This window comes from Peptoniphilus indolicus (assembly GCF_900454665.1).
GTDB lineage: Bacteria > Bacillota > Clostridia > Tissierellales > Peptoniphilaceae > Peptoniphilus > Peptoniphilus indolicus.
The window spans coordinates 1,629,601-1,648,928 of sequence record NZ_UGTH01000001.1 but is presented as its reverse complement, the minus strand read 5'-3'; the positions used below and the strand labels follow the sequence as shown (position 1 = coordinate 1,648,928).

The window sequence follows — 19,328 nt, the reverse complement described above, 5'->3', positions numbered from 1 at the left end:
TCTCTTTACATTTAAATTTTATAATGGTTTTTCGTGTATTATACTCTCCAAAATTTTAACCACATCTCTTACACAGCCTTCGCAACTTCTTAGAGGCTTTCCAGTTTCAATTCCCTTTAAATCTTTACACAAGACGGATTTATTTTTCTCTTTAAATTCATTCATTATCTTTCTGCTGTCTTTCATTGTCTCCCCCGGATTTTTATTGATTAAACCAATTATTACTTCAGCTCCTGAAATAGCTCCACAAGTTCCTTCCATTGTGCCATTTCCCGCTCCAAACCCTTGAGTTAAGTTATACATAGTCTCTTCATCTATGCCAACATAATCGCAATACGTACAAGCAATCGCCTGCGCACAATTATGCATATTGTGTTTTTTCTCTATAACTTTTTCTTCTCTGCTCACAAATTACCTCTATATCTAAACTAAATTAATTTTAAACTTACACTACTATTATAAACTATTTTCCATAAAAATAAAAAATCCATTGCTTTTACACAATGGACCTTTTCTACATCTTCACTACTTCTTTGGCTTTTGCCTCTATTTCATCTATTTCTATCTTATAAACTTTTGTAACTTTGAGAGACCTTTCTATTGCGTGGTCAAAGAACTCCATCATATCCGGTTCAAGCCTTTCGCATAGAATTTTCAAAGAATGTATCTTTTCTTTCTCATCCTCTACATTGTAAATTTTGCCTTCTACAATTGCACTCTTGTACTCAATTGTAAAAATTTTACCAGATGTGTTCCCACCATTTTTTATTATATCTCTCATACTTTGAGGAGTGTACTCTCTTGGAGTTTCAGATTGAGACACAAACACTATTCTCACTAAATCTCCATCTTCGATATAATCTACTTTTTGACCTTGCATAGCACAGTGAAAATAAAGAGTATTTTCATCTCTACTAAAAGTAAGTGGAAGAGAGTAACCATTTTTCTTTAAAGTCATTACTCCAAAATTTGTATTATCTATTACATTTAGTCCAAAATTTGTATCTTGTTCCCTATCTTTTCTCCTCATATATTACCTCATTATATATTCTTCATAAAAACTTCATAAGCTTTATAAGTCATATAAGCATCAGCTTTGGAAACCAATTCTATTGGAGCATGCATTGAAAGCATTCCAGTTCCCATATCTACAACTTGAGCACCTGACTCAGCTAATATATAGGCTATAGTTCCACCGCCCCCTTGGTCAACTTTTCCGAGTTCCCCTGTTTGCCAAATTATTCCATTTTCATTAAATACTTTTCTAATTTCATGTAAAAATTCTGCATTGGCATCATTAGATCCACCTTTACCGCGAGAACCTGTATACTTTGACATTGTTATACCGTATCCAAGCTTAGATGCGTTCTTTTCATCCATAACTTCTTTAAAAGCAGGGTCAATTGCCGCTGTTACATCCGCTGAAAGAACTTTTGAATTTGCAAGAGCTCTTCTAAGTTTTAAATCGTTGTAATCACCCATTTTATTTATGAGTTCAGCAACTGCATTTTCAAAAAATCTTGCGTGCATTCCTGTGTTCCCTACAGAACCTATCTCTTCTTTGTCTGCAAAAAGAGCAACTACAGTTTTATTAGGATTTTCAACCTCAAATATCGCCTCTAAATTTGCATAACTACAAACTCTGTCATCATGTCCGTGAGCTGCCACAAGCGACCTATCAAACCCAACATCCCTTGCCGGACTAGCCGGTACAATTTCAAGTTCAGAAACAATAAAATCTTCCTCAACCATTCCAAACTCTCTATTTAAATGTTCAAGTACAAGTTTCTTTATAGGATTTTCCTTTTCATCGCTTCCGTAAGTTGAATGTCCTACAACTACATTTAACTGTTCCCCCTCGATACCTTCGCTAAGTTTTTTAGTATTTTGGTTTTGACTTAAATGTGGCAATAAATCATTTATAAAAAATACAGGGTCATCAGCTTTTTCGCCAATTGCAATTTCCTTTTTTTCTCCGTCTTGAGTGATGATAACTCCGTGTAGTGCCAAAGGAATTGTAGGCCATTGATATTTCTTAACTCCACCATAGTAGTGAGTTTTAAATAAAGCTAAATCAGAATCTTCATAAAGAGGTCTTTGCTTTAAATCAAGTCTTGGACAATCGATATGAGAACCAACTATGTTCATACCATTTTCCAATTCTTCCTTACCTATTACAAACAAAACACATGACTTGTTGTGATTGTTTAAATAAATTTTATCCCCTGACTTTATATCTCTCTTCAAAGCTTCTTCTAAAGAAACATATCCTCTCTTTTCAGCTTCTTCAATTATGAATTTAGTAGCTTCCCTTTCCGTCTTTGACTTATCTAAAAAATTCTTATATCTATCTGAATATTCAAAAATTTCTTTGTATTGTTCCGGACTTATTGATTGCCACACTGACTTATTTTTTAATTCCATTTTATCCTCCTATTTAATCTATTACTTTAAATTATAAAGCTCTACAAATATTTGTAAAGCTTTGACACGACTTAAATTCTCTTGTATAATTTTAAATACCGTTGGGCAGAGAAATCTGTCTACTTCGCCAAGCTTTGTGGAGAGCTTGGCATTTTTTATACTATTTTCAACAAATCAGTTAAGTTGCTTATAGTGTATGTTGCAAACTTACCATTCATTGTACCTTTTCTGTCAAAATAACAACTGTCAATCCCAAAATTTTTAGCACCATTTATATCCGACTCTATTCTATCTCCAACCATCAACACATTCTTTAAATTTGCTCCATCAATATTTTCAAAACAACATTCAAAAAATCTCCTATCAGGTTTTTCAAAACCAATCCTTTCAGAAATAAAATGTCCATCGAATAAACTATATATTTTTGAATCAGTCATCCTTTTAATTTGAGTGCTATAAACTCCATTAGAAGCTGTATAAATTTTTTTACCCATTTTTTTCAAGTCTAATAACAATTCAAATGCACCGTCAATCAACTGACAATTTCTATCCAAATTACTTCTAAAAATCTTTTCTATTTTTTCAGAGTCTACTTGAATATTATAAAGTTTAAAAAATTCATCAAATCTCTTAGTCAAAATCTCGCCCTTGGACATATTTCCCTTTTCCAACTCGCCCCACATATACACGTTGATTTTTCTATACGCCTCTAAATTTTCCCTACTCTCACTCAACCCATTGAGTTTAAAAACATCTTTTAATGCATTTTCCTCAGCCATATCAAAATCAAAAATCGTATTATCTAAATCAAGTAAAATAATTTCGTACATATTACTCCTTAAAACTATCTGAATGCTCCTTGAAAAAATTATAATAAATCCTCACATTTTCAAGCTCAGTCCAATCCTTTACAGTTACAAAATCTCCATCCAAATCATAAATTTTGGCATACTTAAGCGACAAAATAAATGGAGAATGAGTTGCTATTATAAATTGACATTCAAAAAATCTGACACTATCCTCTAAAAATTTAATCAACTCAAGTTGCTTCTGAGGAGACAAACTGTTTTCAGGCTCATCCAATAAATAAAGAGCATTCTCCCTTATTCTATTTTGAAAATACATAAAAGCACTCTCTCCATTTGAATACTCTCGTGTATTATTTATCAGATTATTTCTCACATACTGAGACTGTGATACCTTTCGTGTCATATTTATTTTTTTCAGTTTTTCATAATCGTCCAACGACCTCAATTGAAAATCAGTATATTTATTTTCCAAATACTCCTCAAAAAGCTCTTCCCTTTTTGACGAAATTCCATTATTTATACTTCTCAAATCTAGCATAAAATTAAATACATCATCAGAAGTTATAGTTTCACTTGTCCTTGGAATCTTATTATCCAATTCATAATGGCACAGATTAATATAATCTTCAAAAAAATTGGACCTATTATATAAAGCATCTCTATTTAATTTTAATTTTTCAGATATAATATTCAAAATTGTAGACTTCCCAGAGCCATTTCCCCCATACAAGATAGTTATTGGTTCAAAAGCAAGATGAGTAAGCCTATTCTTTCTAAAAATTTGGAAAGGATAATATGTATCATGGCAAGTCCTTTTCAAAGTTCTAAAATAATATGCTTCAGCTTCCATCGTAGGAAATTTAAATTCCCTTAAATACAACACACTTTCCCTCCTTAAAACTAAATCTTATACCGATTATAAAATTAAAAAATACTTTTTTCAAATGATGTAAATTAAAAAAGTCGGTTAACCCGACTCTTTCATAGTTATTTATTTACTTTAACAATTGGAATCCATAACTCCATCTTATAATTTTCTTCATCCATGTTACCCTCGCCATATACTTCAAAATCTGGATCTCCTGAATGCATATACCCATTTTGTGGGAAAAATACTTCCATGGCATATTTCCATCCATTATGAATACTTTCTGGTATCTTACCTTCTAAACTCAATATTGCGTATTCACTTTCTTCTATTTCCACAATCTCAAGCCCCATTTTATTTGCAACTTCTACATCTTTAACGTCATAACAAACCATATAATTAATATTATTACAGTCTTTTACATCATAACACATCCCATACATCTGTCCATTACCAAGATTTGCTAATTCATCATGTCTAAATTCAGAATAAAATTTTTCCCATAATTTTGAACATTCTGAAGTATCAATATTTGTTGATTTTATTCCTGCAACTTTGAAGCTTTTCTTTCTTTGTATACTTATATTCATATCCCTACCTCCACTTACAATTACAGATAACTGCACACAGGAAACAACATTAAAGTTTGCTCCCTTTCTCACTTCTATAGGAGAATTTCCATGAAATCTTTTAAACGCATTTGCAAAAGAATTTGAAGACTCATATCCATATTTTATTGCTATGTCTATTACTTTAATTTTAGTTTCTCTCAAATCAATAGCAGCTTTAGTTAATTTTCTATATCTGATGTATTCCGATAAAGTCATGTCTGTTAAAATAGAAAAAATCCTACTAAACATTGATAACGAATAACCAGAAAAATCTAAAATTTTTCTTTCTTCAATTTCTTCACACAAAACTTTCTCAATATAATTAATTGTACTATTAAAAGACTCAATAATATTATTCATAAATTCTCTCCTTTAAATAAAAGTATACTTATACATAAAATTTAATCCTCATAATTTATGCACAACTATAGTGGAATTATTCATTATAAAAATCTATAAAAATTTGAAAGCCTTCGTCTATCTTAGCTCTATAGACTATATTCCCGTTTAATTTGTTAACATTATCCTCAATGCCTTTCAATCCATTTCCTTTAAATATAAAATTACATCCTTTTCCATCATCTATAATTTCTATTCTAATACCATCTTTTATCCTAATAAAAATATTTATTTTACTTGACTGCCCATGTTTTATACTATTCGATATAGATTCCTTTATTATTCTATATACTAAACTCTGTTTATATCTATCTATCTCATTTAAATCTCCAACATAAGCTATATTAAGTTCTAAAATCCTTGTACTATTAATTTCTTCCACCAATTCATTTATCTTATCTTTTAAACTTTTAGAATCATCTTCATTAAGTGCATATACAGCATCTCTCAAACTATCCATACTTTTTTCTGCCAAATATTTAGATTTTTTCAATAAAACCTTACACATATTGATATCTTTATCCACAACCTTATTAGCAACATCTAGATTCATATTAAGTGCAACTAAGTTGTGTCCTAAAAAATCGTGTATTTCTCCAGCTATTCTATTCCTCTCTTCAAACAATGTAAGTTCCTTAACTTTTTTATTTATTTCTAAAATCTCTCCATATGCCTTTTCCAGTTCTATATTTAAATTTTTTATTCTCAATCTCTCAAATACAACTATTTTGTAAGAATATACTAGTAAACAAAAAAATATTAAATATATCATAAGCATTGAAACATCTAATATATAATCTTGAAAATTTAGCTTAATAAAACTTGTGCTCAAATTAACTTTTCTCGCCAAACTTGATATAAAAATTACCATCAATGAAGTTAAAGTTATATACAATGCCTCTTTATCACTTCCAAACAGAACTGTCTCATAAATAATCATAAAATATAAAATATCTGTATATCCACCTATTTTATAAACTATAAAACTACCAAGTATTAAATAAATTAAAATGGATATAATTAAAGAAACCTTATTTTTAAAATAATTATTTACACGTAAGTAATTATTTATAGACAAAAATAAGAAAATGGATAAAAAAATTTTTAAATTATGTCCGTGTGCCTTAGTTCTATTTATGACTTCTATTCCTATCATAAAGTGTAAAATAATATTAATATATAAATTATATTTAAATGTTTTTTTCATTATTCACTTCCTAATGCTCAATAACATATTATTTTTGTACTTTCTATAAAAAATAAAAACTATAATAGATAAGATAAATCCTATTATGAAAAACGATAATTTACCACCTGAAAATCTATATAGATAGACTCCTAGAATTGGACCTATTGACTTTCCAATTCCTAATGCTTTTCGATAATTTCCATAAGCTATACCTATTTTTTGGGGCTCTGTTATCTCAATTAAAATACTGCTGGAAGCTTGAGTATAAAATACCTCTGTCATTAAAATAGCAGTAAAAATACTTATAAAAAATATTCCTGAATTACTTAATGATATCATCATATACAGTACAGATGTAAATAATATTCCGTAAAAAACACTATCATATTTGTTAGCCTTGCTAATAAATTTCCCCAGCTTACTAGGTAGAAAAATCATGAAAATTGCTGATGGCAAATATAAATATGCTAGTGAATTAATTTCTGAAATTACATTCTCCTTAAAATAGATGAGATATAAAGGAGAAGTTAAACTTGTCACAAACGATACAACCCCTATATACAGAAAAAAATTATTTTTTTTAATAATTTTACCTTTAAACCACATTTCATTCTTATTTCTCAAAAATGATGTATCATAGAAATAATTTTTAGCCTTGTATAGAGCAAATAAATTTACGAGAATAAAAAATATAGATATAAATTTTAATCCATCTTGTAATGAAAATTTAAATAATAAAGGTAATATTAATAAACATCCTGTTATACTCCCCTTACTAAAAGTTTCATTAATTATTCCAAAATTAATTGATATGTCAAATTCATTACTTAAATCAGCTACTAATGAATCAAAACTCACAAGTAAAAAAGATTCTCCTATACTGTAAATTACAGTACCTATAATAACATTAATAAAACTATATCCTTTTATAAAAACCGCCATAGAAATAATATGTAAAATAATTCCGCTAAATATTCCGCTTTTTCTTCCCTTATTATCAATTATTTTACCTACTATCCTTCTAAACAAAACTCCGAATATATTAAATACCGAATAAAAACCCCCTAGGTGTATAATGTTTGTTTCAAAAGATAGAATATAAACCGGTATAAATATACTTATAAATATTTTCGAAAAAGATGTATAATACACAATTCTTTTTAATTCTTTCAATTTACAACCTACTTTCTTATAATATTTCTAAAACTTGTTAACTACAAAAATATTATAAAAATATAAGATGTTTATCAAAACTGAATAAAGTAATGATATTTATGTAAAAACCATTACTAAAGTCATAATTTTATTTAATTAATATAGCCAATTGAGTCCTATCTCTAATTTCTAATTTGTCTAATATTTTGGTTATGTGATTTTTTACAGTTCCCTCTGTTATAAAAAGCATCTCACTTATTTCTTTATTAGATTTCCCCTCACTGACTAAAATAGCTATTTCATATTCTCTATTAGTTAAAATAGAAAAATTTTTATTTCCCTTAAAGTTCTCTTCTAAACTACCTCTATCAATAAAATTTACCATCTTTTTTGCAACTTCAGGTTGTAGTAATACACTTCCACTATACACCATTTCTATTGACTCAACTAACTTATCTGAATTTATATCTTTTAATAGATAACCATCGGCTCCATTTTTTAATCCCTCAAAAATATATTTATCTTCATTAAACGTAGTCAGTATCAAAACTTTAATTTCAGGATATCTTGCTTTAATAATCTTTGTTGCCTCTACTCCATCCATTACCGGCATTCTAATATCCATTAATATTAAATCTACGTTTGTTTTAGATACAAAGTCTATAACTTCTTGACCGTTATTAACTTCACCAACTACATCTATATTTTCATACAAACTCAATATCATTGAAATCCCATCCCGTATTAAACTTTTATCATCTGCTATTAGAACCTTTATCATTACAAATCCCTCTTATGATTTTTTTTAATTATACCATTTCAGATAAAATAAATTTATTTCTTTTAATCTTAAATCATTAGATAATTTTAGTAAGATAATTTAATTTTTATTAGATGCCTTTTAATTTGGCTCTATAATATCTGTTAGAGATTTACTCCCCAACAGATATTATAGAGCCTTTAATTGCATAATCTTATTCTCTTTTTGTATTAAATAAAATCTAAAACTTATAAAATAGATCACAAAAAAATCGGCATAGCTATTATTTCTACTAGCTATGCCGATTTTTTTAGAATAAAATTTCTAAAGACTTTTTATTCTTCTATTATTTTTTTAGCTTCTTTTGATAAGTCTGATTCTTCTATGTGGACTTCACCTTCAACCGGTTCTTGTTCACCGCTTATTATTTTTTCAAATTCATTTCTTGTAATTGTTTCTTTTTCAAGTAATGTATCTGAAACTTTTAATAGTTTAGCCATATTTTCAGAAAGTATCGCTTTACATTTAGCATATGCTTCATCAATCATTCTCTTAACTTCTTGGTCTATTGCATATGCTGTCTGTTCTGAATAATTTCTGCTTCTTCCCAAATCACGACCTATGAATACTTCTCCTTCATCTGTTGAAAGATTTATAGTACCTATTTTTTCACTCATACCATATTCTGTGACCATATCTCTTGCCATTTGAGTTGCTCTTTGAATATCGTTGTGAGCTCCGGTAGAAATGTCATCTAAGACAAGGTCTTCGGCAACTCTTCCACCCAGTAGTGTAACTATTTTATCTTCCATTTGACCTTTTGTCATAAAAGTCAATTCTTCTTCTGGTAGATATGAAGTAAATCCTCCTGCCATTCCACGAGGTATTATTGTAATCATATCGACAGGGTCTGTATTTTTTAATGACACAGATACAACTGCATGACCTGCTTCGTGAACTGCTGTAAGTTTTCTTTCTTTTTCTGTAACTACTTTAGATTTTTTAGCTGGACCTGCTTGAACTTTTATAGAGGCTTCATCGACATCTTCCATGCTGATTTTTATTTCGCCTCTTCTAGCTGCTAAAAGAGCTGCTTCATTCATAAGATTTTCAAGGTCTGCTGGAGTAAATCCTGGTGTTCTCTTTGCTATGGTCTTTAGATTTACATCTTCTGCAATTTTTTTATTCTTAGAGTGTATTTCTAATATTTGTTCTCTACCTTTTACATCAGGCTTTCCAACATAAACAGTTCTGTCAAATCTTCCTGGTCTCATTAGCGCCGGGTCAAGTATATCGGCACGGTTAGTCGCTGCCATAACTATTACGCCTTCATTTTCTCCAAAACCATCCATTTCAACTAACAACTGGTTTAATGTCTGTTCTCTTTCGTCATGTCCTCCACCTACTCCGGCTCCACGACGTCTTCCAACTGCATCTATTTCGTCTATAAATATTATGCAAGGTGCATTTTTCTTAGCTGATTCAAATAAATCTCTAACACGACTAGCTCCAACCCCTACAAACATTTCTACGAAGTCTGAACCACTCATTATAAAGAAAGGTACTTTAGCTTCTCCTGCAACTGCTCTTGAAAGATAAGTTTTACCGGTTCCCGGAGGTCCTACCATGAGAACGCCTTTTGGAATTCTAGCTCCCATCTCAACGAATTTTTTAGGACTTTTCAAAAAATCCACTATTTCAGATAGTTCTTCTTTTTCTTCTACTAGTCCTGCCACTTCGTTGAATGTTACCACCTTTTTATCTTCCGGTTTAATCATTCTAGCCTTACTCTTTCCAAAGCTTCCCATTTTAGAACCGCTACTTCCTTGAGTATGATTCATCATATAGTACCAAGCGCCTACAAATACTACAAGTATCAGTATTGTTGGTATCCATTCAACATAAAATGGTTTAACTTTAATTGGTTCTTGTGAAATATTTATATCACCTGTACTCACTTTAGGAGCTATATATTTCTCATATATATTTACTCTTGATTCACTTGGAAGATAAGTTATATATGCTTTTTCATTTTTTAATTTATATGTTACTTTTGAATCATCATAGTGTATATCTGTTACTTCATTTTTTTCAAGCGCTTGTACAAATTTAGTTGCTGAAACTTTATCTACCACTTCTTGCGGTGGAGTTATCATTCTAAAGCCAAATAAAACAAGTCCTATTAACATCAAATAGAGTAATATCCCACTTATTCTCTTATTCAATACATACCTCCTGTTTAAATATTTTCTTCAGAGTTATCATATATACCAATATATGGTAAATTTCTGTAATTTTGATTATAGTCCATACCAAATCCAACTACAAATTTATCTTCTATTTCAAATCCTATATATTTACACTCTATTTCTTTTAATCTTCTTGCAGGTTTTGAAAGCAATGTAACTATTTCAACAGACTTTGCGCCTCTTTGTTTTAAATTTTCAATAAGATATCCCATAGTATTCCCTGTATCTATGATATCTTCAACTATTAAAACATCCTTTCCAACCAGCTCAATTTCGACATCCTTTTTGATATTTACAGTCCCTGTGGACTCAGTTCCTTCATAGCTTGAAACTTGAATAAATTCCATGTAGACATTTTTATTAATTTTTCTAACTAGATCTGACATGAAAATAGTGGATCCTTTTAGAATACCAATCATCAAAATTTCACCATCATAATCCTTTTCTATTGCTTGTGCCAACTCAAGAATTCTATTTTGTATTTTATCTTCACTGATTAACACTTCTTTTATATTACCCAATTTATACCTCCAAACTTATACTAATTATCTTTTCAGTCCTACTTTCTATCTTGTATTTTTCATTCATTCTATACGGAGCAACCCAAATTATATTTTCATCATCAACTATTAGAGGCACAAAATCTCTTTTGTACTTAGGAACTCTATTATCTATTAAAAAATCTTTTATCTTTTTTGACCCTTTCATTCCTATTGGAGTAAATTTATCTCCATCTCTTTTATTTCTAATTCTCAATTGTCCTTTAATCTTTGAGGCGTCTACTTGAATTGAATTTTTACCCTTTTTAATGCCTTCTTCCACAATCAAAGTTCCTAATTTAGTTTTATTTATTCCAAATTTTAAAGTTTCATCGATCTTTTCAACTTCTTTTTTTAAAAATAAATATCCTTGAGAAATTTCAAAAATTAATTTATGCACTGTAATTGATGCAGAATCTTGCTTTATTAAATCAACTATATTTTCAATCTGTACTTTCCTAATACCCTCGATAAGATTTAACCTTCTAAGGTATTCTCTTATTATGATGCTTACTAAATATTCATCTTCATCTTTTAAAGGTTTAATATCTAATACATCTTCTTTCATATTATCCAAAAAATATCTATCAACTATTTTTTGAAAATATGTATTTTGTTTATGTGCTAAATCTTGTAACCTCAAAAGAGCTCCTTTAAAATTAGAATTCAAATTTTTTTCAATGTATGGAATTAATTCAAGTCTTAATTTATTTCGGGTGTATACAGCCATTGAGTTTGTTTCATCATCTACATGGTCTATTCCATTTTCTAAAAGATACTCTTCTATTTCCCTACGACTAATATTTAGCATTGGTCTATATAAATCTCCATTTACATACTCTATTGATTGTAACCCTTCTAAACCTGTCCCCCTAATTATTCTATACAGAATAGTTTCGGCTTGGTCATCTTGGTTATGAGCTGTAAATATTTTTGTGTTAAAAGTTCTAAAGAACTCATATCTTAAAAATCTTCCTGCTTCTTCTGAACTCATTTTATTTTCTTTAGCAAATTCATCCATGTTCACATCAATGGTTTCAAATTCGAGTTCTAATTTTTGAGCAATATTCCTTACAAAATCTTGATCTCTTTTTGCAGTTGCTCTTATCCCATGATTTACATGACAAACTTTAATTTTTATATTGAATTCTTCTCTTAACAAAAATAAATTGTAGAGTAAAAACATACTGTCTGCTCCACCTGAGCACGCAACTATGACTTCTTCTCCACCATCTATCATATTATATTTTTTTAAGTTTTCATAAAATGATTTATTATATTTCATATCAAAAAAATATGGCCATCTTTGATGGCCATTATCTACGAGATCTACCTGTTCCCATTTTGGCATTTTGTCTTGATCTTGCTTGTTCGTATTTTTCATTTGAATCTTTTAAAAACTTTGAAAGTTTATCTTCAAAAGAAGAGTCTTTTTCAGTTTTTTCAAAATCGACTACAGCCGGTTTAGAGGTCTTCGGAAGTGCTTGTTTTATCGAAAGATCAATTTTGCCATCTTCCATTGAAAGTATTTTAACTTTTACTGTTTGACCTTTCTCTAAATGGTCACTGACATTTTCAACGTATGAATCTGATATTTGGGATATATGTACTAACCCGCTTTGTTCTTCCGGTAAACTAATAAACGCACCAAATTTCATTACATTTGATACAACACCTTCTACTATTTGGCCTACAGTTAATGCCATTAAATAATTCCTCCTATGTTCTTCTGTTATTTTTTCTCGGCTTTTTCCTTATCAATATAAACTACCTCTCTAGGTTTAACCATCCCAAGTTCTTCTCTTGCAACTTTTTCAATAAACTCAAGAGAGCCTGATGATTTTTTTTCTTCTTCAAGATTTTTTATATCTGACTTTAAAGTTTTTATTTCCCTATTGTATTCCGCTAACTGAATATTTTTATCATGAGCTTTAGACATAGCTGTACTCATATTGTGTCCAGCATAAACCGCCGAAATAATTACGATAGCTATGTATATTTTAGGAATTCCTCTTCTTTTCATAAAATAGCCTCCAAAGTCATTATCACACCCGAAAGTAGTTTTTTCAAGGAGTTAGTCAATAATTTTATACAAACTATCAGCTTCGTCCTTTTTTACATGGTCTTTTATCTCTAAGACTTCTACTCTTCTTGTAGAATTGCCAAATTCTATTTCAATTAAATCTCCAACTTTAACTTCAGTTGATGGTTTTGCCACATTGTTATTCACTTTAATATGACCACCTTCAGCTGCTGTCTTAGCTACAGTTCTTCTAACTATAATTCTTGATATTTTTAAAAATTTATCTAATCTCATATTAAAAATGGGAGCTACTTATGCCCCCAATAGCTTATTTGCTTTTATTTACTGCTTCTTTTAATGCTTTACCTGATCTGAATACAGGGGCATTTGACTTAGGAATTTTGATAACTTCTTCAGGATTTCTTGGGTTTCTTCCTTCTCTTGCTTTTCTTTCTCTAACTTCGAAAGTTCCGAATCCTACTAATTGTACTTTTTCTCCATCTGTAAGAGCTTCTTGTACTGATTCTAAAAATGCGTTAAGAGCCATTTCAGCATCTTTTTTTGTTAAATTACTTTTTTCTGCTATGCTTGTTACTAATTCTGATTTGTTCACTATAAATCCTCCTTTATTAATTGCCGTTTCAGCCATGTTTTTTTGCTGTGCAATTACCTTATCTTCTAAGACTATCGTTATTATACCCTATCTTACCTAATCTTTCCACTTAAATTTATAAAAAAAGCCTAATTTTAGACATTTTTATTGTAAATTTTCTGTAAAATATCGTATATATAACTCTCTCCATTTGTGTCAACTGCAACTAATTCTTCTAAATCATTTTTTAAATTTTCAATTAATTCTTCCACATCCACATCTATTTTCTTATCTTCTTTTCTAAATTTATTTAATATATCTCCAAACCCAACTATATCTGATTTTGGAATATAGATTACACACTGATGATTATATTCTATTCTGTCCATTTCATATATGGATATATATTCTACAGTTTCATCTTCGAGTCCGGCATTTTTTATAAAGTAAACTTTGTATTCATCCCCGTATATTTCAGATAGAGACAATTTTAAGTCTACTGCTGTTCTCATGTTATAAACTTGAGTTATTGCTATATCAAGCTTAGTGTTTATGTTAAATGGAGTAAAATCATCTGCATCAAGTAACATAAAGCCTGTTGATGGGTCTCTTTTCACAGCATTTAAAATATGTTCTATAAAGCTCACTCCAGCCACCAAGTGAATATCAATTTTCTTTTCAATTAATTTTAAAACTGTTCTTTCTGCTATAAGTGGTGTCCCTGGTACAAAATAGTTTATATCTCTTTCTTTTGACTTTTCAATCAGTGTTTCTACTATTTTATCATAAACTTCTTCGAATGTTTCTTCGCTTTCGTATAGATAGTCAAATGTGTTGTATTTTACATTTAATTCAATAAATTTTTTAATTGCATCTACTTTTTCAGTTCTCAAATAATTTGGATTTTCATCTTTTATATATTCTAAAGCTTGTAAAGTGATGCCATATTGGTCTGTTGCTCCAAGTCCTATTATATTTATCATCTTATAAAAAAGGTGGCTTAAAGCCACCCCTCCTCTTTTCTAATTATTTGCTTTTTTCTTCTGTTTTTTCAGTATTTTTTGCATTCTTATTTTCTTTTGTATTTGAAGCTTTGTTTGCTTTAGCTTTTTCTTTTGTTTCTACTGTTGAATTTCCAACTTCATCTGCCGGTGTTTCTTTACTCTTGTCTTCTGCTTTTGTAGCTGCTGTTGGTAATTTAAATTCTTCAGGAATTTCGATGTCGTCTTTTACATTTACATATTTTTCTATTTTAGCTTCTTTTTTAAGATTATCAAGATGATCTTTATATTTTTGTTGAGTTACAGCACTTTCAATAATTTCTTTAACTTCTTCTAATTTCTTATTTTCAAATTTATTAAGTTTAATGATGTGGAAACCGAATTGAGATTCTACCGGGTCAGATATTTCTCCAACTTTAATAGATTTAACAACATCTTCAAATTCTTTTACCATCATTCCATTTGAAAATTCTCCAAGTTCTCCGCCTTTTTCAGCTGAACCTTTATCTGTTGATTTTTCTTTTGCAATTTGGGCAAAGTCCGCACCTTTAGATAGCTCTTTCTTGATTAAATTAGCTTCATTTACATCTTTAACAAGAATATGTGCTGCATCCGCTGTAAAGTATTCATCTTTATGTTCATCATAATATTTTTTAATTTCGTCTTCACTTGCCTTAAATTCTTTTTCTTTTACTTTATAGTATTGTTTCATTATATTTAAGTTAGTGAAGTATTTTCTGTAATACGCTTCATTTGAACCCATTTGCTTTAATTGTTCATTAAAAGCTTCTTGTCCACCCATTTGCTCTTTAACAGTATTTAATTCCTTGTCAATTTCTGCCTCTTCTGCTTTGATCCCTAATTTTTCAGCATCTTGTTTTAAAATTTCCATATCAATTAAGTCATTTAAAACAGATTCTTTAATAACTTGGTCCATAGTTTTTGATGGATCTTGAGGTGATTTTTCGGTTAAATAACTTTCACTTCCTGCTGACAGAGTATAATAATTTCTTTGGCTTGCATAGTTCTTTACAAATTCTTCTTGAGTTATATCCACTCCATTAACTGTAGCGGCAACTCCTTCTTTTTTAGGTGTTCCACAAGCTGTTGTAATAAGTAATGCTGAAAGTCCTACTCCCAACACAATTTTATTCATAGTATTTTTTAAATTCAAAACATTCATCCTCTCTTTTTCTATTTATTATACACTAAGAAGCCGTTGCATTGGTGTTAATTTTGTGTAACTTAACTATCCCAACAATTTTCAACAAATCTTGTAGTGGATATTTTAAACCTTTTATTATAAGTCCCGGCGAGGTTCCCAAGTCAAAAGTTATATTTCTAAACATATCTTGCAACACATTTATCAACTCTAAATTAGGTAAATTCTTAAGCCTTAAATCATATCTATCGCCGCTTTGCATGACTGATGTAATGCCTGATTCTCTAGCTTTATTTCTTATCAAGGAAATATCCATCAAATTAGAAACTTCTTCTGGTACATCTGAATACCTATCTATCAACTCATCTACTAAGTCTTGGTATTCAGTCTCACTATCAATCATAGCAATTTTTTTGTAAATTTCAAGTCTTTGTTCATTATCCATAATGTAGTTGTGTGGAATGAATGAATTTACTTTTATATCTACTTGTGTATCTTCAACTTCTTCGACTTCTTCTCCTCGCTTTTTAGCAACTGCTTCTTTCAAATATTTAATATATAAATCATATCCTATTGAATTTACATGACCCGATTGTCTTGAACCAAGTATGGAGCCTGAGCCTCTTATTTCAAGGTCTTTTAGAGCAAGTTTATATCCACTTCCAAATTCCGTAAACTCCTTTATAGATTTAAGTCTCTTAGTTGCAACTTCTGTAAGTGAAACATCTTTTTCATACGTAAAATATGCATATGCAATTCTGTTTGACCTACCTACTCTACCTCTCAATTGGTATAACTGAGATAGTCCCAATCGGTTTGCTTCAGTTACTATAATTGTATTTGCATTTTGAACATCCAATCCGGTTTCTATAATTGTCGATGCTATAAGAACATCATATTCTCCCTTAATAAAATCTACGAAAGTCTTCTCAAGTTCTCTCTCACTCATCTGCCCATGAGCCATTGTAAAACTCGCCTCAGGAACTAAATCTTTTAACTCTGCCATTTTGAGTTCCATTTCTTGAACTCTGTTGGTCACATAAAAAACTTGTCCGCCTCTTTCAATTTCCTTTATAATCGCCTCTCTAACCATAAGAGGATTGTGCTCTAACACATAAGTTTGAACTGGAAATCTCTCTTCCGGCGGTTCATCTATAACTGACATATCCCTTATGCCAATCATAGACATCTGCAATGTTCTTGGAATTGGAGTTGCTGTAAGGGTCAATGTGTCCACATTTTTTTTCAAAGTCTTTAACTTCTCTTTATGTCTTACTCCAAATCTCTGCTCTTCATCTATAATTAATAATCCCAAGTCCTTAAACTTTACATCTTCTGAAAGTAATCTATGAGTTCCAACAACTATATCCACGAATCCGTCCTTTAAATCTTCAAGATCTTTTTTAATCTGTGCTCTTGATCTAAATCTTGACAACAATGCTATCTTCACTGGAAAATCTCTAAACCTTTCTACGATTGTGTTATAGTGTTGCTCTGCAAGTATAGTTGTCGGCACCAAAAATGCAACTTGTTTTGAATCCATAATCGCCTTAAAAGCTGCTCTAAGTGCAACTTCTGTCTTTCCATATCCCACATCGGCGCACAACAATCTATCCATTGGTCTTTCAGACTCCATATCTTTTTTAATCTCTGCTATTGAGCTTGTTTGTCCTTCTGTTTCTTCATATATAAATGCATCTTCAAACTCGCTTTGCCATTGAGTGTCTTCACTAAACTTATATCCCTTAATTTTCTCTCTTGTAGCATATAAATTTATTAAATCATCTGCCAGATCTTCTATGTTTTTTCTTACTTTTTGCTTTGTACGACTCCATTCAACAGAGTTTAATTTATTTATTTTCGGTTTAGTACCGTCTCCAACAACATATTTATAGATTGAATCCAGATTTTCTATGGGAATAAATAGTTTGTCTTCGCCACGATATTCTAAAATCACATAGTCTTTTTGAGTTCCTTGTACTTCAAGTCTATCAGTGCCCATATACTTTCCGATACCATGGGCTTCATGTACTACATAATCTCCAACTTTTAAATCATCAAAATTTATCTTCTTGGCATTTTTATCTTTTTTGTGTTTTTTCTTATTTGAGCTGCCATAAATTTCTGAATAACTTAAAACGACATATTTAGAATCTACTATTTCAAAGCCTTCGTGAATACTTCCTTCTGTAACTACAATTTCAGAAGTTTTTATTTCAGTTTCAAAATCTTTATCAAACCTTGAATGTAAATCAAATTCTTCCAAAGTCGTAACAAATTTTTTAGCTTTAGTTTCACTACCCGCTAATATTATTACCTTATTGCCTCTATAAACATAATCTTTCAAATCATCGATGAATAATTTTATTTTTCCTCGATAGTTCGTAGATGATTTTATTTTTATATTAAAAGGCTTTCCAGTTTTAAAATATTTTTGAGAAACAGTCAGTGTGTTTAAAGTTATCAAATTTGAACTATTTAAAGTTTCAATCAAAAATGCTTCATCAAATTTTACATTCTCATGTGCTTTTAAAGCCTCTCCTCTTGCAATCAACTCAGACAAATTATCCAGGCTGTCCCTAGAACTTGCTTCAAAATGTTCAAAAGATATGTTTGGTTCTTCCATCAAAACAATTGGTTTTTCTACAAAATAATCAAGTACAGTTGATGTGTGTTCCGCTTCTAAAAAAGGTGTCGCCAAATCTATTATCGGTCCTATATCTCCTGTCTCAATTTTTTCTATAACTCGTTTAAATTTTTCTTCAAGCCTTTCCTTTTCTTTGCCTGTAAGCTTTGTCTTTTTTAACTCAGAATTTATTTTCTTTATAACTATTTCCTTCATCTCTGAAGTTAAAATCATTTCTTGAGCTGGCAGTACTTTTATATTTCCCAAAGTATCAATTGACCTTTGAGTAGATATATCAAAAGTTCTTATCGAATCTACTTCAATATCAAAAAGCTCTATTCTATATGGATTTTCAGAATATATGTCGATTATATTCCCCCTGATTGCAAATTGACCCTGAGCTTCTACTTGCGAATATCTCTCATAACCAAGTTGAATTAACTTTTCTTCGATATTTTCAATTATATTTTTACCTTGAATTATTTCGAATGAATAATTTTTAAAAATTTCAACTGGATTATATCTATCTGCCAATGCACCCAGAGTACAAACTAAAAAATCTACTTCTCCACTTGCCAACTTTGTCATGGTTTTTAATCTACTGTAAGTATTTTCTGCCGACTTAGAAAATTTATTATATAAAAATACTTCTCTTTCAGGAAAATATTCAGTTTTTTGACCAAGACTGTTCAAGTCTTCATATATTTTTCTGGCTTTTAAACCATCGTTAGCTACAATCACTAAGGGTCTATTTTCAAAAATTGCATATGCAAAATGAGAAGTTGCTGATGGAGTTACACCATAAATGTGTAAGGTATCCCCTCTCTCTATGCTACTCTGAATTTCTGAAAAATTGCTTAAATTTCTAAAACCGTATTTTAATAACAATATTTTCTCCTAGAATCTAATATAACAAGTAAA

At 30.0% G+C, this 19,328-nt stretch carries 19 protein-coding genes; all 19 read right to left on the bottom strand.

Annotation, left to right across the window (positions count from 1 at the left end; all coding sequences use genetic code 11):
- Positions 1-18: 18 nt before the first annotated feature.
- Entirely contained in the window at positions 19-408 is a 390-nt protein-coding gene (locus tag DYE58_RS07880) for a C-GCAxxG-C-C family protein (protein ID WP_004821111.1), read from the bottom strand.
- Between the two features lie 106 nt (positions 409-514).
- Complete coding sequence (locus DYE58_RS07875; RefSeq protein WP_004821109.1) at positions 515-1,030, bottom strand: pyridoxamine 5'-phosphate oxidase family protein; 516 nt, start codon at positions 1,028-1,030, stop codon at positions 515-517.
- A gap of 11 nt (positions 1,031-1,041) precedes the next feature.
- Positions 1,042-2,424 carry an aminopeptidase gene (locus DYE58_RS07870; protein WP_004821106.1) on the bottom strand — a complete coding sequence of 461 codons (1,383 nt, stop codon included), beginning with the start codon at positions 2,422-2,424 and terminating at the stop codon, positions 1,042-1,044.
- A gap of 155 nt (positions 2,425-2,579) precedes the next feature.
- Positions 2,580-3,254: a YjjG family noncanonical pyrimidine nucleotidase gene (locus tag DYE58_RS07865; protein WP_004821105.1), complete on the bottom strand. Its 675-nt coding sequence runs from the start codon at positions 3,252-3,254 to the stop codon at positions 2,580-2,582.
- A 1-nt stretch (position 3,255) separates the two neighbouring features.
- A complete protein-coding gene (locus tag DYE58_RS07860) occupies positions 3,256-4,116 on the bottom strand; it encodes an AAA family ATPase (RefSeq protein ID WP_040552349.1) in 861 nt (286 codons plus the stop codon).
- 104 nt (positions 4,117-4,220) lie between these two features.
- Positions 4,221-5,072 carry an AraC family transcriptional regulator gene (locus DYE58_RS07855; protein ID WP_004821101.1) on the bottom strand — a complete coding sequence of 284 codons (852 nt, stop codon included), beginning with the start codon at positions 5,070-5,072 and terminating at the stop codon, positions 4,221-4,223.
- 76 nt (positions 5,073-5,148) lie between these two features.
- The gene (locus DYE58_RS07850; protein WP_115312176.1) at positions 5,149-6,318 is read right to left on the bottom strand and encodes a sensor histidine kinase; all 1,170 of its coding nucleotides are present in this window, start codon (positions 6,316-6,318) and stop codon (positions 5,149-5,151) included.
- A gap of 3 nt (positions 6,319-6,321) precedes the next feature.
- Entirely contained in the window at positions 6,322-7,452 is a 1,131-nt protein-coding gene (locus DYE58_RS07845) for an MFS transporter (protein ID WP_245946118.1), read from the bottom strand.
- A gap of 151 nt (positions 7,453-7,603) precedes the next feature.
- The gene (locus DYE58_RS07840; protein ID WP_115312174.1) at positions 7,604-8,236 is read right to left on the bottom strand and encodes a response regulator transcription factor; all 633 of its coding nucleotides are present in this window, start codon (positions 8,234-8,236) and stop codon (positions 7,604-7,606) included.
- Positions 8,237-8,550: 314 nt separating this feature from the next.
- The gene (ftsH, locus tag DYE58_RS07835; RefSeq protein ID WP_115312173.1) at positions 8,551-10,440 is read right to left on the bottom strand and encodes an ATP-dependent zinc metalloprotease FtsH; all 1,890 of its coding nucleotides are present in this window, start codon (positions 10,438-10,440) and stop codon (positions 8,551-8,553) included.
- A gap of 14 nt (positions 10,441-10,454) precedes the next feature.
- Positions 10,455-10,985, bottom strand: coding sequence for a hypoxanthine phosphoribosyltransferase (gene hpt, locus DYE58_RS07830; RefSeq protein WP_004821096.1), 531 nt, complete (start codon positions 10,983-10,985; stop codon positions 10,455-10,457).
- A 1-nt stretch (position 10,986) separates the two neighbouring features.
- Positions 10,987-12,288, bottom strand: a complete 1,302-nt coding sequence (tilS, locus tag DYE58_RS07825) for a tRNA lysidine(34) synthetase TilS (RefSeq protein ID WP_040552347.1) — start codon at positions 12,286-12,288, stop codon at positions 10,987-10,989.
- A gap of 31 nt (positions 12,289-12,319) precedes the next feature.
- A complete protein-coding gene (locus DYE58_RS07820) occupies positions 12,320-12,709 on the bottom strand; it encodes a S1 RNA-binding domain-containing protein (RefSeq protein WP_004821093.1) in 390 nt (129 codons plus the stop codon).
- 26 nt (positions 12,710-12,735) lie between these two features.
- Positions 12,736-13,026 (bottom strand): FtsB family cell division protein, encoded by a 291-nt coding sequence (locus DYE58_RS07815; RefSeq protein WP_004821091.1) that lies wholly within the window; start codon positions 13,024-13,026, stop codon positions 12,736-12,738.
- Positions 13,027-13,077: 51 nt separating this feature from the next.
- The gene (locus DYE58_RS07810; protein WP_004821090.1) at positions 13,078-13,320 is read right to left on the bottom strand and encodes an RNA-binding S4 domain-containing protein; all 243 of its coding nucleotides are present in this window, start codon (positions 13,318-13,320) and stop codon (positions 13,078-13,080) included.
- 34 nt (positions 13,321-13,354) lie between these two features.
- Positions 13,355-13,639 carry an HU family DNA-binding protein gene (locus tag DYE58_RS07805; RefSeq protein WP_040552346.1) on the bottom strand — a complete coding sequence of 95 codons (285 nt, stop codon included), beginning with the start codon at positions 13,637-13,639 and terminating at the stop codon, positions 13,355-13,357.
- A gap of 134 nt (positions 13,640-13,773) precedes the next feature.
- Positions 13,774-14,601, bottom strand: coding sequence for an SAM-dependent methyltransferase (locus tag DYE58_RS07800; protein ID WP_004821085.1), 828 nt, complete (start codon positions 14,599-14,601; stop codon positions 13,774-13,776).
- Between the two features lie 43 nt (positions 14,602-14,644).
- A complete protein-coding gene (locus DYE58_RS07795) occupies positions 14,645-15,802 on the bottom strand; it encodes a peptidylprolyl isomerase (protein ID WP_004821084.1) in 1,158 nt (385 codons plus the stop codon).
- Positions 15,803-15,827: 25 nt separating this feature from the next.
- Entirely contained in the window at positions 15,828-19,295 is a 3,468-nt protein-coding gene (gene mfd / locus DYE58_RS07790; RefSeq protein WP_004821082.1) for a transcription-repair coupling factor, read from the bottom strand.
- Positions 19,296-19,328: the final 33 nt, after the last annotated feature.

What these genes read in the sequence shown, in the direction of transcription:
- DYE58_RS07875 (WP_004821109.1), bottom strand. Translation starts at nt 1,030, where the DNA reads ATGAGGAGAAAAGATAGGGAACAAGATACAAATTTTGGACTAAATGTA.
- DYE58_RS07870 (WP_004821106.1), bottom strand. Translation starts at nt 2,424, where the DNA reads ATGGAATTAAAAAATAAGTCAGTGTGGCAATCAATAAGTCCGGAACAA.
- DYE58_RS07865 (WP_004821105.1), bottom strand. Translation starts at nt 3,254, where the DNA reads ATGTACGAAATTATTTTACTTGATTTAGATAATACGATTTTTGATTTT.
- DYE58_RS07855 (WP_004821101.1), bottom strand. Translation starts at nt 5,072, where the DNA reads ATGAATAATATTATTGAGTCTTTTAATAGTACAATTAATTATATTGAG.
- DYE58_RS07850 (WP_115312176.1), bottom strand. Translation starts at nt 6,318, where the DNA reads ATGAAAAAAACATTTAAATATAATTTATATATTAATATTATTTTACAC.
- DYE58_RS07840 (WP_115312174.1), bottom strand. Translation starts at nt 8,236, where the DNA reads ATGATAAAGGTTCTAATAGCAGATGATAAAAGTTTAATACGGGATGGG.
- tilS (WP_040552347.1), bottom strand. Translation starts at nt 12,288, where the DNA reads ATGAAATATAATAAATCATTTTATGAAAACTTAAAAAAATATAATATG.
- DYE58_RS07820 (WP_004821093.1), bottom strand. Translation starts at nt 12,709, where the DNA reads ATGGCATTAACTGTAGGCCAAATAGTAGAAGGTGTTGTATCAAATGTA.
- DYE58_RS07815 (WP_004821091.1), bottom strand. Translation starts at nt 13,026, where the DNA reads ATGAAAAGAAGAGGAATTCCTAAAATATACATAGCTATCGTAATTATT.
- DYE58_RS07810 (WP_004821090.1), bottom strand. Translation starts at nt 13,320, where the DNA reads ATGAGATTAGATAAATTTTTAAAAATATCAAGAATTATAGTTAGAAGA.
- DYE58_RS07800 (WP_004821085.1), bottom strand. Translation starts at nt 14,601, where the DNA reads ATGATAAATATAATAGGACTTGGAGCAACAGACCAATATGGCATCACT.
- DYE58_RS07795 (WP_004821084.1), bottom strand. Translation starts at nt 15,802, where the DNA reads ATGAATGTTTTGAATTTAAAAAATACTATGAATAAAATTGTGTTGGGA.